The sequence below is a fragment of the Peribacillus simplex genome, from assembly GCF_001542915.1.
Lineage (GTDB): Bacteria > Bacillota > Bacilli > Bacillales > DSM-1321 > Peribacillus > Peribacillus simplex_B.
Genome location: NZ_LNNH01000007.1, coordinates 31879 through 45988, shown reverse-complemented (window position 1 = coordinate 45988; position 14110 = coordinate 31879). Strand labels below are relative to the sequence as shown.

16 protein-coding genes and 3 pseudogenes are annotated in these 14110 nt (G+C 43.3%); 7 read left to right on the top strand and 12 right to left on the bottom strand.

The features are described from left to right. Window positions 1-38: 38 nt before the first annotated feature. From AS888_RS02055 to AS888_RS02035, 5 genes and pseudogenes are all read right to left on the bottom strand, one after another. Window positions 39-1037, bottom strand: a complete 999-nt coding sequence (locus AS888_RS02055) for a S8 family peptidase (RefSeq protein ID WP_061140551.1) — start codon at window positions 1035-1037, stop codon at window positions 39-41. Window positions 1038-1344: 307 nt separating this feature from the next. Continuing rightward, a pseudogene (locus AS888_RS27190) lies at window positions 1345-1422 on the bottom strand (SEC-C metal-binding domain-containing protein); the annotation flags it as partial. 582 nt (window positions 1423-2004) lie between these two features. After that, window positions 2005-2565 (bottom strand): nitroreductase family protein, encoded by a 561-nt coding sequence (locus tag AS888_RS02045; protein WP_311316459.1) that lies wholly within the window; start codon window positions 2563-2565, stop codon window positions 2005-2007. Between the two features lie 22 nt (window positions 2566-2587). Next, window positions 2588-3760 carry a toxic anion resistance protein gene (locus AS888_RS02040; protein WP_061140548.1) on the bottom strand — a complete coding sequence of 391 codons (1173 nt, stop codon included), beginning with the start codon at window positions 3758-3760 and terminating at the stop codon, window positions 2588-2590. After that, window positions 3757-4413 (bottom strand): 5-bromo-4-chloroindolyl phosphate hydrolysis family protein, encoded by a 657-nt coding sequence (locus AS888_RS02035; protein ID WP_061140547.1) that lies wholly within the window; start codon window positions 4411-4413, stop codon window positions 3757-3759. Before AS888_RS02035 ends, AS888_RS02040 begins: the two co-directional genes overlap by 4 nt. 248 nt (window positions 4414-4661) lie before the next feature. Here AS888_RS02035 and AS888_RS27010 point away from each other — a divergent pair, with 248 nt between their 5' ends. After that, complete coding sequence (locus AS888_RS27010) at window positions 4662-5114, top strand: hypothetical protein (protein WP_155645352.1); 453 nt, start codon at window positions 4662-4664, stop codon at window positions 5112-5114. Window positions 5115-5307: 193 nt separating this feature from the next. Here the strand turns inward: AS888_RS27010 and AS888_RS02025 are convergent, their stop codons facing one another. The 3 genes from AS888_RS02025 to AS888_RS02015 are packed head-to-tail and all read right to left on the bottom strand — an operon-like array spanning window position 5308 to window position 7276. Continuing rightward, entirely contained in the window at window positions 5308-5544 is a 237-nt protein-coding gene (locus AS888_RS02025) for a hypothetical protein (RefSeq protein WP_061140546.1), read from the bottom strand. Between the two features lie 35 nt (window positions 5545-5579). Continuing rightward, the gene (locus AS888_RS02020; protein WP_061140545.1) at window positions 5580-6866 is read right to left on the bottom strand and encodes an ammonium transporter; all 1287 of its coding nucleotides are present in this window, start codon (window positions 6864-6866) and stop codon (window positions 5580-5582) included. After that, window positions 6863-7276, bottom strand: coding sequence for a hypothetical protein (locus AS888_RS02015; protein ID WP_061140544.1), 414 nt, complete (start codon window positions 7274-7276; stop codon window positions 6863-6865). Before AS888_RS02015 ends, AS888_RS02020 begins: the two co-directional genes overlap by 4 nt. Window positions 7277-7471: 195 nt before the next feature. Between AS888_RS02015 and AS888_RS02010 the strand changes: the two genes are divergently transcribed. The 4 genes from AS888_RS02010 to AS888_RS01995 all read left to right on the top strand — a co-directional run bounded on the left by AS888_RS02010 (window position 7472) and on the right by AS888_RS01995 (window position 9943). Further along, on the top strand, window positions 7472-7675 hold the full coding sequence (locus AS888_RS02010) for a DUF1657 domain-containing protein (protein WP_061140543.1): 204 nt from the start codon (window positions 7472-7474) through the stop codon (window positions 7673-7675). A gap of 102 nt (window positions 7676-7777) precedes the next feature. Then, a complete protein-coding gene (spoVAD, locus tag AS888_RS02005; RefSeq protein WP_061140542.1) occupies window positions 7778-8797 on the top strand; it encodes a stage V sporulation protein AD in 1020 nt (339 codons plus the stop codon). A 48-nt stretch (window positions 8798-8845) separates the two neighbouring features. Further along, window positions 8846-9052, top strand: coding sequence for a DUF1657 domain-containing protein (locus tag AS888_RS02000; protein WP_061140541.1), 207 nt, complete (start codon window positions 8846-8848; stop codon window positions 9050-9052). Window positions 9053-9082: 30 nt separating this feature from the next. Next, on the top strand, window positions 9083-9943 hold the full coding sequence (locus AS888_RS01995; protein WP_061140540.1) for a DUF421 domain-containing protein: 861 nt from the start codon (window positions 9083-9085) through the stop codon (window positions 9941-9943). Between the two features lie 10 nt (window positions 9944-9953). Here AS888_RS01995 and AS888_RS01990 read toward each other — a convergent pair whose 3' ends face one another. After that, window positions 9954-10505 (bottom strand): YitT family protein, encoded by a 552-nt coding sequence (locus AS888_RS01990; RefSeq protein WP_081092269.1) that lies wholly within the window; start codon window positions 10503-10505, stop codon window positions 9954-9956. A 160-nt stretch (window positions 10506-10665) separates the two neighbouring features. Beyond that, a complete protein-coding gene (gene rlmD / locus AS888_RS01985; protein ID WP_061140538.1) occupies window positions 10666-12039 on the bottom strand; it encodes a 23S rRNA (uracil(1939)-C(5))-methyltransferase RlmD in 1374 nt (457 codons plus the stop codon). A gap of 190 nt (window positions 12040-12229) precedes the next feature. Between rlmD and AS888_RS01980 the strand changes: the two genes are divergently transcribed. Beyond that, window positions 12230-12448 carry a hypothetical protein gene (locus AS888_RS01980; RefSeq protein WP_057913908.1) on the top strand — a complete coding sequence of 73 codons (219 nt, stop codon included), beginning with the start codon at window positions 12230-12232 and terminating at the stop codon, window positions 12446-12448. A 150-nt stretch (window positions 12449-12598) separates the two neighbouring features. On the opposite strand, the pseudogene AS888_RS24825 reads toward AS888_RS01980, so the two are convergent. Further along, window positions 12599-12841: pseudogene (locus AS888_RS24825) on the bottom strand (transposase); the annotation flags it as partial. Between AS888_RS24825 and AS888_RS26600 the strand changes: the two are divergent. Beyond that, window positions 12817-13241, top strand: a pseudogene (locus AS888_RS26600) (IS5/IS1182 family transposase); the annotation flags it as partial. The pseudogenes AS888_RS24825 and AS888_RS26600 sit on opposite strands and share 25 nt — an antisense overlap. Window positions 13242-13497: 256 nt before the next feature. On the opposite strand, the gene AS888_RS01975 reads toward AS888_RS26600, so the two are convergent. Further along, on the bottom strand, window positions 13498-14073 hold the full coding sequence (locus AS888_RS01975; protein ID WP_061140537.1) for a GNAT family N-acetyltransferase: 576 nt from the start codon (window positions 14071-14073) through the stop codon (window positions 13498-13500). Between the last annotated feature and the right edge of the window lie 37 nt (window positions 14074-14110).

The following is a 14110-nucleotide window of genomic DNA, read 5'->3' as shown; positions in this document are numbered from 1 at the left end:
GAGTAAGGTGTCCCAAGAATCCTGGGACACCTTTTTTGTCAGTATTCCATGACCACTGATTTACTCGGTAATTTAAGGTTCTCTGACTCTATGGTAATCTTAATAGATTTTTCAACCCTTTGGTCCGCAATGGTTAAGTTGAGCAGCCCATTGCCTTGTGCTTTTTTACTGATTCCCAAATCTTCCGTACTTTTCACTAACTGAGCATACAATTCTGCCTCTGTCAGCTTGCGGCCAAAGTCCTGTTCAGCTATCACTTTCAAGAGAGCTGCTGCACCGCTTACATGCGGAGTTGCCATTGATGTTCCGCTGAGTCTGGCATATTTATTACCTGGATACGTAGAGAGTATATCGACTCCTGGCGCAACCAAGTCAATTTCATCATTCGTATTTGAGAAATCCGCTAAATTTCTGCTTAAATCCACAGCTCCGACTTCCACTACCTCTGGATACGCACCTGGATAATCCAATTCATCGGTTTCATGACGCCCATCCCCGCTATTCCCAGCCGCACAAACAATAAGAATGTCCTTCTGGATGGCCCTTTGAATCAGCTTATGTTCCGCCTCATCCGGCGGCCCCCCAAGTGAAAGTGAAATGACCGAAACCGTTTCTTCATTCGGCCCCTGCCAATTGATCGCATACTCCAAGGCTCCATTGATCCAATCTATTTCACCTTGACCCTGCCCATTCAAGGCCTTCAAGGCCAAAATGCTTGCTTTCGGAGCCACTCCCACTACACCAACGTTATTAATGGAAGCCAGTATCGTACCGCATACATGTGTTCCATGCCCGTTATCATCTTGAAAATCTCCGGTATTGGTAAAATCCTTCCCGCCAATGATTCTCTCTTTGAGGTCTGGATGCTCCTTATCAATTCCTGTATCGATGACGGCGACTACAACACCCTCACCATAATTGCTTTTTTCCCAAACTGCAGGGGCTTTCACAAGCTCGATGCCCTCGGGAATCTTTTCTTTCACCGTTTCCATTACTTCAAGAACTTTGTAAGGTATTAATCTTTTTTCTCTTGTCATTTGATTACCCCTTCCTTCGTTCATTAAGTTAAACTGCCATCAGTGCAGGGATTCGCATCCCGTCTGGTTGCCGTCTACCGTTGAAAGAGATGAGATCAAAAAACCCTTCTCTCTTATATATACCAGATTTTTGAAAATAAAAAAGAAGTTTTTAGAAAATTCGGTCTAAAATCCTACTTTTTATTTCTTTATCTGTTGATATCTGGTATAATCAATTATAGAACAAACGTTCTTATTCCGCTACTATTTTTTTCAATTTTTTACAAAAAAAGAGGGCGCTCTATTTCGAGTCACCCTCCAAGATCGATCAAGCTGCTCCGCAGCATTTTTTGTATTTTTTTCCGCTTCCGCAAGGACATGGTTCATTTCTTCCGATAACTGGTTCTGTATGAACATGAGGCATTTTGGCTGCCTTTGCACTTTCCATGATGATTTGCGTTCCTTTTTCCTTCATTTGCTGATACCGCTGCTTAAATAACGCCATGATGTCGTTGCTGTACTTTAACGTGTCTTCCGCAATATCCATCGCCTTTTGCTTGGATATATTATAGTCCTCTAGGGTGAATTTATGATCGCTGAAAGATACGCGAATCCCAAAATGCTGCCCTGCCTGGTTATTGTTTTTGCGGGCCTCCACGAATTCAAGGTACACTTCCTGACAGTCACATGACTGATGCATGCAATAATAATCATATATCCAATACGTTTTATCTTCATATTTGCTCTTTAAAGCAATCCCATCCTCGACGCCAAAAACATCCAGAAATTTAATCGCTTTTCCATCGAGAATCTCAAATGGATCAATCGTTCTCATCTATAGACACATCCTAATTCATCATAATTTATTCTTCCTATGTATTGTACAACCTAAATCCGCACTCGTCACTTGAAATGAAGCCTGTCCTTTCCGAAGTCCCTCCAATAAAAAAAGCTGCAGCAGGATGTTTCACTGCTGCAGCCATTCATTTCACCCGATCCAAGTGGTCAATTGATCAATCGGTGTTTTCTTGGCAGGCTTCGGCTCCATGTCAGGAAAGCCCAAGTAAATGAATGCCAGCACTTCACCTTTTGAGGATAAACGGAAGAAATCCCGCACCTTCTCATGATAAGTTATTTTTCCCGTTCTCCACACTGCACCCAGCCCGAGGGAATGTGCAGCAAGCAGCATATTTTGGATGGCACTGTTCACTGCGGCATACTCTTCGGCTACAAGGACATTATTCTTATCACTGGGCTCTATGCCCACTGCGATGATGACCGGTGCCCTCAGGGGATTTTTCTTTTGCCTTTCAAGTTTGCTGATCAAGCTTTCCGGTGTGTCATCTGCATTTTCAATCCTTGTTATTTCCTCGAATACATGGCCAAGTTTATTTCTGCCTTCCCCTGTCAATACAAAAAAACGCCACGGCTCCGTTCGATGATGGTTTGGTGCATATGTACCCGCCTCGATGATTTGCTCGATGATTTCTTTAGGTACAGGGTCTTGCTTAACGATTCCTATGCTTCGCCTCGTTTTTATCGCTTCCATTATTTCCAATGCCGTTCTCCCCCTATCCCTTTATCTCCAATAGTTTCTGCTTCAATTCATTTTCCATCGATGCCAGTTCCTGCTCCGCCTGTCGCCGTTTATGCCTGCCTTCTTCTTGGATTCTCATCGTTTCTTCTAATGTCGAAATCAAGTTAGCTTGAGTATTCTTTAATGTTTCAATATCGACAAGTCCCCGTTCATTTTCTTTTGCCGTTTCAATGGTATTTACTTTCAGCATTTCAGAGTTCTTCAAGAGCAAGTCATTGGTAGTCTTGGAAACTTGCTTTTGCGCTTCAACTGCATGGCGCTGCCTGATTAAGGTCAAGGCTATCGCCACCTGATTTTTCCAAAGAGGAATGGCCGTCATGATCGAAGACTGTATTTTCTCGACTAGCGCCTGATTCGTGTTTTGAATCAGCCTGATCTGCGGTGCGCTTTGAATCGTGATTTCACGGCTCAGTTTCAAATCATGCAGCCTTTTATCCAGTCGCTCGGCGAATTGGCGCATATCATTGACCTCTTGAAACTTCATTTGGTCATTGCTTAATTCAGCGGATTTTTTCAGCTCAGGGATCGTTTTCCCATGAATTTCTTCCAGTTTGATTTCCCCGGCAGCAATATAGACATTCAACGCCTGAAAATAGTCCTTATTCGTTTCATAAAGTTTTTCCAGTATGACGATATCCGAAAGCAGGATATTCTTGCTCCGGTCAAGCTTCACGCTGATTCTGTCAATTTGCGCGCCAGTTTTTTGATATTTAGAAAGCACTTCCTGAACGGAACCGGACAGCTTACCGAACATACGCGCAAAAAATGACGGTTTATCCGGTTTAAGCTCATCAGGACTCAATTCGTTTAACTTCTTCATTAAGTCACTGATAATGCTCCCCACTTCACCGACATCCTTTTTCTGAACATGCTCAAGCATCGAATTGGAAAAGGTCAAAAGCTTCGATTGGGCAGGCGTGCCATAAGATATCATCGCCTGATGATTCGTTGGATCAATTTGTTCGGCAAGCTGATAAGCCTTTGCCCGATTTTCCTCTGGGATGACATCAATCAATTTAACCGGCTTAGCCTCCTGTGAGGATGAAGGCGTCTTTTCCTGCAACTCATTGAATGGATTGGACAGGAGATCATCGAGTAAATTGGCATTATCCGTTTTATTCAACAGGTTTGGATCGTTATTATTCATTTTAACCTCCTGCTTTCATCGATTACTTGTGATTCTTTTCTCGTTTTGATCGAATGCTTTGCTACATCCAACTCGAAATTAAGGTTATCGATATCATCGGCAATCACATGATATAAATCCTTTTCTATCGTTTTAGTGAGGTCCTTCAAAGTTTTTCGGGTTTCCGCTAAAGAGAGCTCGAGTTCCCTGTTCTTTCTTGGTTGCTGTGATAAAAAAACATATTTCTCAGCAAGCTCTGTGGCAGAATCGAGATGGGAATAGTAAAATTGTTCAGCCTGATAAAACCGCTTCGGTTCTTTTTTGGTAAGACTATATATTTTCCTGATCATTTTAATCATATCCTTCCTTTGCTTAAAAGAAGAAATATGCCTGACAGAGATTAACGCCTTTTGCACCCGCCATATTTTCTGTTTTGCTTCACTTATATTTTTCTTTATATATTGATATTCTTTTCTTGTCAATCCATGCTTTTTAAGGAATCGCGAAGAAAAGTAAGCCGTACTCAGCCAGTATGCAAGCGCACCTCCGGCAATGGAAATGGCAACGGAGGCAGCAAGGGGCAGATTAAAGGCGAAATAGCTCACCAGCAACACCGGCAAAATGACTGGAAATGCCATCAATATGGAAATAAAATCAGTAAGAAATCGATTCATGATCATTACACTCCTGACTTACACGCTTTTCTATATATACGGATTATCCTTTTGATAAGTTTCAATATGCGAAGATTTCTCTCTATCTTAAACGATATAGGAACAGATTGATTTCTGCAAATTTATTGAAATTTTTCTTTGAAAAACACACCCGCCCAACTGGCTTTTATAGGCTATCGCCTTGCCACTTCACCAGAACTTACATAAGTTATTACGTATCCATCCTGAATTTAAAAGGAGTGTTGACAATGAATTCATCCGGATTTTATCCTTATCCACAACAAAACGGAAATCAGCAGTACATTCAGCCGAGTTTCAACCCCTATTTTCAACAGCCAGAACGATTTGATTCTGAGTATGTTCCTCAGCAGGAATGGAACCTCCCACAGAATCAAGAAAACCCATTCAATTCTTCAACAGACCCATTCGACTCCGACAGGCAGCCGCCGCAATCTCAGCAACTCGAAAGAAGGGTACGTGAACTAGAGCGGCAAAATGAGCGACAAACGCGGGAACTCACTCGCCTCAACCAAGAAATCACACGTGTAAACCGGGAAGTGAACCGTGTTAACCAAGAAATATCCAGGCTAAGTCAAACCGATCAGCGTCATACCAATAGACTGAACAGGCTTAATCAACGCCTGCGCGCCGTCGAAAGGAACCTCAATATCCCCTTCAACGCAACAGATGATGGCTTTTAAATGTAAGATAAGTGGAGCTCATAATGGGCTTCATTTTTTTATCTTCAATTTGGGCACTTTACTCGCGAGTTTCGAACTTTCACTCGCGAATTGACGTGTTCTTCTTTCACTCGCCCATTTCTATAAAAAATTAATCAATCGATCGATTAATAATGTCATTACAACAAAAAAACAGATAAAAAAAGAACGGGCTTCATTCCCGTTCCAGCATAAGATGGTTCATTTTTTGATTTCTTGATTCTTGTTCCTCCTTGGAGGACAAGTCATATTTTTTCAATAGGTGAAAAAGTTCATTCAAGGTTTCCTGCGAATGGTCATTATCCAGAAAAAGATTTAATGCTTGGCTCAATGTTGGTGGTAAAAATTCCAGTTGAGCATTCAATTTCAGGTTGACATCTTGCTGTGAATGATTAAGGTTGCATGTGCTCATTTGTAATCACCTCTTACTTGATTCTACCATTAGTTTTAACGTGAAACATCTTTCGCTTCTTCATCCCGCTTAAAGTATTCTTCGACCTTGATGAATTCCGGCGAAGTATGTGTGGCCATGATTCCGTGATAGCTGATATCCAAACCCAGTTCTTCCTCTTCATCAGTCGATCTTGTCGGGACCCAAATATTGATGATTTTAAAAACGATCCATGTCAGTGAGAAGCCCCATAGGCATAGTGCCACTAATCCTACCGATTGCACCCCAAGTAAATGCCATCCTCCACCTGTAAACAATCCGCCTTCAGTGGAGAAAAGGCCCAATGCTATCGTCCCCCACATGCCAGAGGCCGCATGAACGGGAAAGGCGCCCACCGGATCGTCGATTTTCCTGGCCTCCAGCCAATTGGTTGCAGCGAGCATCAGCAGCCCGGAAATGGCTCCGATCAGTATTGCAGCAAGATCACTAACGAATGCACAGCCTGCCGTGATCCCGACAAGTCCTGCAAGTGAGCCATTAATGACGGATGGTGCATCCGATCTGCCATACCTGAATAGTGTATAAAGCAACGTCACAGCCCCTCCAGATGCCGCTGAGAGCATCGTGACGATGGCAATATGGCCAATGCGGGCATCTGTAGCCTGCAAAGTGCTTCCAGCATTAAACCCAAACCAGCCGAACCATAAGAGAAAGGCTCCGACAGAAGCCAACGGGAGGTTGCTCGGCAGTGAAATCGAGCTTGTTCCCACCGCGGTGAATTTTCCTGCTCTCGGCCCAATGACTATGGCGGCCGCCAGTGCAGAAAAACCACCGAGTGCATGAATGACAGCCGACCCTGCAAAGTCCTGCATGCCTAACTCGTTTAACCAGCCTCCGCCCCAAATCCAGTGTCCTGCTACCGGATAGATGAAGGCCGTCATCATGACGACAAAAATGAGGTATGCCCGAAAATTAATTCTCTCGGCAACCGCTCCGGAAACGATGGAGATGACGGCAATGACGAATGCCCCTTGAAATAACCAATAGGCATCAATGGAAATCGTCAGGTCGATATGCGATAAATCACCTTTGAGCAGAAAGCCGCTTGTCCCGACAAGACCAAATACATCGGTTCCATACATTAAGCCAAAACCAATGACAAAATAACATAGCGTCCCGATCGTGATATCGGCAAAAACCTTCATGATGATATTCACATTATTTTTGGTCCGAACGAATCCCGCCTCCAATAAGGCAAACCCACCTTCCATCAGTAATATCATCGCTGCCGTCAAAACGACCCAAATCGTATCCAAGCCCGCGTTTAACGTTTCTAATGTCATCTTGGTCGTCCCTCGTCTTTCTGACTGGCGATCATCTCTTTAATGATGTCAGTGGGCAAATGTAATTCCCGCCTTTCCGGTTCCGCTTCCAGCATGCCAATCACTTCATCCAAAAAAGCGATCTTTCGCTTTATCGTCTCGATTTTTTTATATCTATCTTTGACATTCACCAAATGCTCCACTGCCTTGTGATGGCTTGGTGCATGCCCGGTAAAAAACCGTTTCAATGGAGAAAGGGATTGATACCAAGCTTCCTCAGCACTTCGCTTTTGTTCGTATTTATGAATTTTGTATTTAATCGATTCAATTTCAGACTGTTGTTTATTTTTAATGAATTGCAAGTCTTTTACGGCATCTTCAGATGATATCTCTAAAACCGTTCTATTATATACATCATCCATAATTTCCATGTTATATCACCTCACGTGATGACGTTATATTTTCTAATTATTATATGCACAATTCTGAATTGAGTCAATATTTAAATCAAAACTTGCTCTCTTCCTATTAATCAAACGTTTGATTAAAGGAAAAATTGGCACGTATATAAAGCCGAAATTTTCCTTACGCTAAAAAGGCAATATAAAACAAGGGGGAATCCGGAAATGACTGTAATCAATGATGTTAAAACTACTTTAGCCGGTCTTAAAAGTGCGCAAGCGAGCTTTGAAACCTTCGCTCTTTCCACCGATAATGAGCAAGCCAAACAGCTCTACCAACAAGCGGCGCAACAAACCCAAACGATTGTAGACAGCATTACTCCTCGCATTAATGAAATCGAGAACGAGGAACCACAATACAAACAATAATGGACTTTCCTATAAAAAAGGTTGGTTTCATCGATCAACCTTTTTTATATATATAAGTCCATTTGTACATACGAGTAAAAAAACAAAAAGAGGTGGTTTTCCATGCATACAGGGCATCGCACTTGGGTGTTTGACCAGAAGCCCGTCATTGTCTCAACCGGTACCGTCGGCGGCCCTTTCGAGGCGAACGGATTGCTTGCCGATGATTTCGATCTCCTTCATTCCGATTTGTGGATTAATCAAGATACCTATGAAAAAGCTCATAAGGTGTTATTGGAAGACGCGTGTACGAAGGCAATCGAAAAGGCTGGCCTCCAGAAGGAACAGATTCAATTTTTCCTTGGAGGCGACCTTATCAACCAAATGACACCCACCAGCTTTGCTTGCCGCACTCTGGGCACTCCTTACCTCGGCTTGTTTGGAGCCTGCTCCACGTCCATGGAGGGTCTAGCTCTCGGCGCGTACCTCGTCAATACGAACGGGGCAGATTACTTATTGACAGGGGCATCGAGCCATAACGCTGCCGTGGAGAAACAATTCCGCTACCCTACTGAATATGGCGGGCAAAAACCACCAACCGCACAATGGACCGTTACTGGTGCAGGAGTGGCTTTATTAAGCAAGGCTGGAACAGGACCGAGGGTCACTTCAGCTACGATCGGACGTGTGATCGACATGGGGTTGACCGACCCTTTCAATATGGGTGGGGCCATGGCACCTGCTGCGGTCGATACCATTGAAGCCCATTTAAGAGAACGGAATTTGGATCCATCCTATTATGATTTAATTGTGACCGGCGATTTAGGCCAGATTGGGCATGATGTTTCATTGGAGTTATTGAATAACCATGGAATCAAAATGAAGAAAGAGCAATATATGGATTGCGGTACAATGATATATCGGGACGGACAGCCTGTCCTCTCAGGGGCAAGCGGACCGGGTTGTTCGGCGGCCGTCGTTTATGGGCATTTATTGAACCGGATGAAAAAAGGCGAAATCAATAAGATGCTCGTCGTGGCCACGGGTGCGTTGTTATCTCCCCTTTCCTTTCAACAAAATGAAACGATTCCAGCAATTGCCCATGCTGTATCAATTGAATTTGACGGTGAGCCGCAACCATGACTTTTTAGGAAATGATGCTTGATTTTCGAATTTAGAGGAGGATGCACCATGACGATAGCATCAGAAGTGAAGCAATGTGTCTCCAGCCTAAAAGGAATCGAAGCCGGGTTATCCAGCTTGGCACTTCGGACCCAAGATGAAGAATCGAAGCGAGCCTTGCATGAAACGATGCTGGTGGTGAATGAGGTCATGAGGGAGGTACAGGAACGCGTCGGAAAACTGGAGCTGGAAGAACCGCAATATAAAGGCTTTTAGAACATGGATTATTGCAGGAGGTGTTAGGTAATGCCGAATTGGTTAGAAATCGTAATGCGGTCACTATTCTTTTTAATCGTTCTTTTCTTGATCACGAAAGTGTTAGGGAAAAAACAATTATCCCAGCTTTCCTTTTTTGAATATGTTACAGGCATAACCATTGGTAATGTCGGGGCGGAATTGGCTACCAAAGTGGAGGGAAACATTATACACGGGGTACTGTCCATCCTCGTTTTTGCCTTGGCTCCCTTCCTTGCAGGGTCGATATCATTAAAAAGCAAAACCTTCCGTGATCTTGTAGAAGGAAAAGCGTCCGTTTTCATCAAGGATGGCAAGGTCATGGAAGATAATCTGAAGAAAGAAAAATATACAATCGATGAGTTGTTAGCCTTGCTTCGGAAAAAGGATGTCTTCGATGTTTCCGAAGTCGAGTTTGCCTTACTGGAAGCGAACGGGGATTTTTCGGTCATGTTAAAGAAGCAGAATCAGCCTTTGACACCTAAAGATCTTAACATTCCAGTCGCAGCAGTCAAGGAGCCGCAAACAGTCGTCATGGACGGCCTTATACTTGATGAACCACTTTCAACGATAGGACTGAATCGTAATTGGCTTCATACTGAAATAGATAAGCTGGGGGTGACCCTTGAAAATGTTTTTCTTGCCCAAGCGAATTCCAATGGGGAATTAACGGTCGACCTTTTTGATGATAAACTCAAGATTCCTTCTCCACAAGAAAAACCTTTACTGCTGGCAACCTTGAAAAAATGCCAGGCCGATTTGGAATTGTTTGCCCTCGGGACGGAGTCAAAGGAAGCTAAAGAAATGTATAGCAAGAACAGCGTAAAGCTGCAAAAAGCAATTGACGATGTAGCATATATCTTAAAAAACTGATGGCCGCAAGTTAATGTCTCACTTTCAAAAGCGAGGTGGTCAGACCGATAATGACGATCGTCACGCATGAAAACAAGAATATTTCCACACCCAGGGTGAAGACAGCCGCTGAAATGATGAGGGTATCTATAAGGATAATCGCTAAAGCAATATCCAATGAGGAGGATTTGGATATGATTTTGGCTAGCATATCCGTTCCGCCGCTGCTTGTCTCATATCGAAGCATGAGCCCGATGCCCATTCCTATGATAACTCCGCCTATTAAGGAGCTGGTCAGTATCGATAAGGAAAAAACCTTTTTCAGCGGGTTTAGCCAATCCATGAACAGGGAGGTCAAAAGCAGACCGTGGACACTGCTATAGAAAAAGGGCCGTTCATAGCACCATGCATAAAAAAATATAGGCACACTAAGGACTAGCATCGAAAGTCCCGTTTGAAAACCAAAAAAATAATGTAGGATGAGGGCAATTCCAATAACGCCGCCGTCTATCAGGTGATGAGGGACTAAAAAACCATTGATTCCGAAACCCAACAAAAAGCTACCAACAATGACAGCCACCACTTTTTGAAAATTGATAAAATCACCTTGCCTCCCATTTCATATTTCTTAATATATGTCCAAGTTAGGGAGTCGAGAATATACAAGTGAAAAAAACCCTCCTTATCAACAGCAGAACTTAAGGAAAAAGAGCCCTGTCACGAGGACTGGACTCTTTGTTAGGTTATGATTTAAGCTCTAATAACACAACGTTTTCCACATGTGTCGTCATCGGGAACATATCCACTGGCTGGATATCGACTGCTTTATATCCACCAGCTTCCAAGATATGAAGATCACGAGCTAAAGTGCCTGGGTTGCATGATACATAGACCACTTTGTTCGGTTTCATCTCGATGATTGTGTTAAGAAGAGATTCCTCACAGCCTTTGCGAGGTGGATCGACGACGATGACATCGGCCGTGTTTCCTTTTTGGTACCATTCAGCAATAACATTGCCAGCATCACCAACGATGAATTCGGCATTCGTGATTTCATTCAACTCAGCATTGCGGCGAGCATCTTCGATCGCTTCTTCCACCACTTCAACACCGATGACTTTTTTCGCTTGTTTAGCCAGGAATAACGAGATCGTGCCAATGCCGCAATATGCATCAATCACCGTCTCTTCTCCCGTTAGCCCCGCGTAATCAAGTGCTTTATCATAAAGAACCTTGGTTTGATCGGGGTTGATTTGATAAAAGGATTTAGCGGAAATGGCAAATTTCACATCGCCGATCATATCATGAATCACTTCGTCGCCCCATAATAAGGTCATGTGATCGCCTAGGATGACGTTCGTTTTCTTGGAATTCACATTTTGTACGATTGATTTCACTTTAGGCAGGCGGTCCACGATTTCCTTGACGATGGTTTCTATGAAAGGAATGCTTTTCGTTCTTGTAACGAGAACGATCATCAATTCGCCTGTTTGCTTGCCGTAACGGGCCATGATGTGCCGCAATACACCTTTGTGTGACTCCTCATCGTAAGCAGGAATGCCAAGCTTACTGAAAATCTCCTTCACAACTTGAACAGCCTCACTGATCACTTCATGTTGGATGATGCTTTCTTTTGTTTCGACAATCTCATGTGTCCGTGGTTTAAAGAATCCCGCGATTAACTCTCCATCCTTATCGCCGACAGGCACTTGCGCCTTATTTCGATAATGAGTCGGGTTCTCCATGCCGATGATCGGATGGACAACCGCGCCTTCCAATTTCCCGATCCGCGCCATCACTTCACGGACTTGCTTTTCCTTGAATTCCAGCTGTCCTTCGTAGCTCATATGCTGCAGCTGACATCCGCCATATTTATGGAAGTCTTCCGCTTTAACCTCGACACGATATGGACTGTTTTCTATAATCTCCATCAATCGGCCGAAGCCATATCCTTTATTGGCCTTCATCACTTTAATTTTCGCTTTTTCACCAGGAAGGGCATTCTGAACAAAGATTGGGTAGCCATCGACTTTAGCGACTCCTGCTCCTTCATGTGTTAAGTCCTCGAATAAAACCTCTATTATATCGTTTTTAGCAACAGGTGCTGTTTTTTTCATATCATCTTCTCTTTTCTTTTTTATGCTAGCCTGTATTTTACCACAATCGGAGCCTTGCCACAAAACGACTCACCAAATTACCCTTTTTTTCATAAAAATATAGGGGAAGGAATTATGGGTTTTTCATAGTTCCATGCATAAAAGTACGATAAAAAAAGAAAAATAAGGAAAATTAGTTGAGGTGAGAAAAATGGGTTTGTTTAACTCTATATCAGCCTGGAATGCAACACGGTTAGAAAAACATCGAGCAAGTATGGAGGAAAAAGGCCTTTGTCCGGATTGTTACGGGCGTGGATACAGCTCCTTCGTGCCAACTGAATATCATTTTTCCGATATCCACGATTGCCCTGGTTGTAACGGCAGCGGAACCTATGCCGATTGGGCAGCCATGAACGGACAGCAAATGTAATCGCTGGCATATAAGAAGACCCCCCTGTCAAGAAGGGGGGCCAGTTTGTAGACAAAAGGGGGGCGGAATTATATATTCCGCCCCCCTTTTGAAATTCTTTTCGAATGTTCTCCTGATTTTTAGAGATCGTAGCTCTACGACCACCCTTTATTAGGCCAGTCTTGGACCTTGCCATGTCCAATTGGCCATCTTTTCTACATTCATGGCAGCGAAAGTAAGCATCGCCTGCAACGACAATTTTTTAAGTCCCCTTAAAGTAGTCCAAGGCATACCATTTCTTTTGCATCTGCGAATACACGCTCTATCGTTTCTTACGTATCGCATAGACAGGGTTTACATCTTGATGATGACGCAGATGATCTGACCTTCCACATGTGTTTGCCAGATATTCCGGCAAAGAAATACAAGAAAGTACAACAGATTCTGAGAGTGGCTACTAGGTAAAAGATGAACGAACAAAACAGTTTGCCTATTCATTCCACGCGCTGCAGACCGCAACGGGTTTGCCAAAAGCCATTGCCGCAGATGCCGCTTATAAAACACCAGCAATCACTAGCTATTTAATAAAGAAAACATACGGGCTTTACCCTATACACACCCTCGAACAAATAAGGGTACTTTCGCAAACATGACTAGGTATACGATGAACATTTTAATTGTTAGCTTTTAACGTACTCGACAACCAACGAATAAAGAGGGCTATCGTGAGTACAAATCTCCCCAATACACCTGTGCAACCTGCTCATCTTTATCACGATGTACAGACAACAAAAATCATCAAAAAGTGGTGAGATTTCTTATCAAATTTATCCAGTGGAAAAGGCTTCTACCTATGAATTTAAACAAAGTTGATTGGAACGTAAGGTACGAGACTCCTGCGGGGAAAGCACGTCTAGTGGAGACACCGTAGGCGCAAAGCGCCAAGGAGGCTCCCCGACCGCCTCTGGATAAGCGAGTGCCTGGAGTGGAAATTCACGGCTACATAGTACAACTCATAAAAATAGACAAACTTGATTATCATCGAGTTTGTCTACAGTGGGAACCTCCTGTCAAGCAGGGGGTTCTTCTATTCGTTTAACCAAATAGCCAAATTCATAACCGCTGATGGTAACCGTCTTAAGTTCTTTATAGCCTAATTTGTTATAAAGGCGGCTTGCCCCTTCATTTACATGTTCAACAACTAAAGAAACCCTTGGATATCCTTTTTGTTTGGCATATTCCTCAACATATCGAATCAATGCGCTCCCAATCCCTTTTCCTTGGAAATTTGGGTCGACGCATATTGTATCCAAATAAAAATCATCCGTATCCGCTTCTTTGTCAATCGTGATGCTGGGATCTTTCCGCTTCCGCCTTAAGTGTCCGACGATCGGCGCATCCAATTCCTGCGCGTCCTTCCCATGATAGGCAATGATCAATCCCGATATTTCCCCCTCATGAACACTTACGAAGGTGTTTTCATAACTGATCCGATTTCCGCTTTTTTTGAAAAAATCGGCAAGAACGGAAAGAATCCTTTCTTCTTCCATTTCTCCGGTCAATGCTTCTGCAATTTCCTTAATCGCTAACCGGATCAATGAAGCTGCCTTGTCCGCATCTTCCGGTTTCGCTTGCCTAATATACATATTCACGCATTCTCCTTGCAACGTTTTACTGAAAAAG